Genomic DNA, 776 nt, shown 5'->3' with positions numbered 1-776 from the left:
GAGCATAGTGAGTGGTTTGTTTCAACATAGTCATTATAACAGCAATCAGAGTCTCAGATCCACCCTATTGGACGGTTTCCAAACTGTCTCTAATTTCACTCAGACGATTTAGACTTACTAAATGTCCTTTATATCCAGGATAATATTTTTCTACAAGAGCACCAATACCCATTGCAGTAATGGCACTCTCACACTTCAAATAAACTCTTTTATTTTTGTGATCTACAGCACAGGGCATTCCCCAGATTTCGGTTTCATTCACTTTGTTTTTAGACATAATCAATCATCTCCAACTGTAAATGTTTTGTTTTTAACTTTAGTATCAAACTCACCAGTTCTACCTGGTTTCATACTTCCTATACTAACATTCTTTCCCTTACCTGGCCAAGATGTTTTAGAAGTTCCTTTAAGAGTTGAACTTCCTCCTGGTTTTCGTTGAATCAAAACAGAATCTTGATCGTATTTTTTACCTAACTTTTCTATTGCTTTTTTAAATTTTCTCTTACCTTTTTTTCCGGGAGTAATAATGTGTGATTTTTCTCCTACTTTTTTTTCTTCTGGAGTGCCCGGATTTTCTGTGTATCTACCAGCAACTTTTGTAGGTCCTGGAAGACCGGCACCTCTAATATCACGCTCAAGTTGTTTTGAACGTGCTTTATTTTCCGATGAAGATTTATCACCACGTTGAGCAGACATAATTGCCATTCCACCTTTTTTTGACTTACTCATCACACGAGTCAGAGAAGTTTCCTGAATAGAATAGCATTCTAACACAC

The 776-nt window shown here is 36.5% G+C and carries 2 protein-coding genes; both read right to left on the bottom strand.

Going from position 1 to position 776, the window contains the following annotated elements:
• Positions 1-64: 64 nt before the first annotated feature.
• Positions 65-277, bottom strand: coding sequence for a hypothetical protein (locus tag C7K08_RS15335; RefSeq protein ID WP_161955965.1), 213 nt, complete (start codon positions 275-277; stop codon positions 65-67).
• Positions 278-279: 2 nt separating this feature from the next.
• On the bottom strand, positions 280-776 hold a 497-nt coding region (locus tag C7K08_RS15385; RefSeq protein ID WP_161955964.1), incomplete at its 5' end, for a hypothetical protein.

The sequence above is a fragment of the Synechococcus lacustris str. Tous genome (genome assembly GCF_003011125.1).
In the GTDB taxonomy this organism is placed as follows: Bacteria; Cyanobacteriota; Cyanobacteriia; order PCC-6307; family Cyanobiaceae; genus Synechococcus_D; species Synechococcus_D lacustris.
This window is presented reverse-complemented; position numbering and strand designations above follow the sequence as displayed.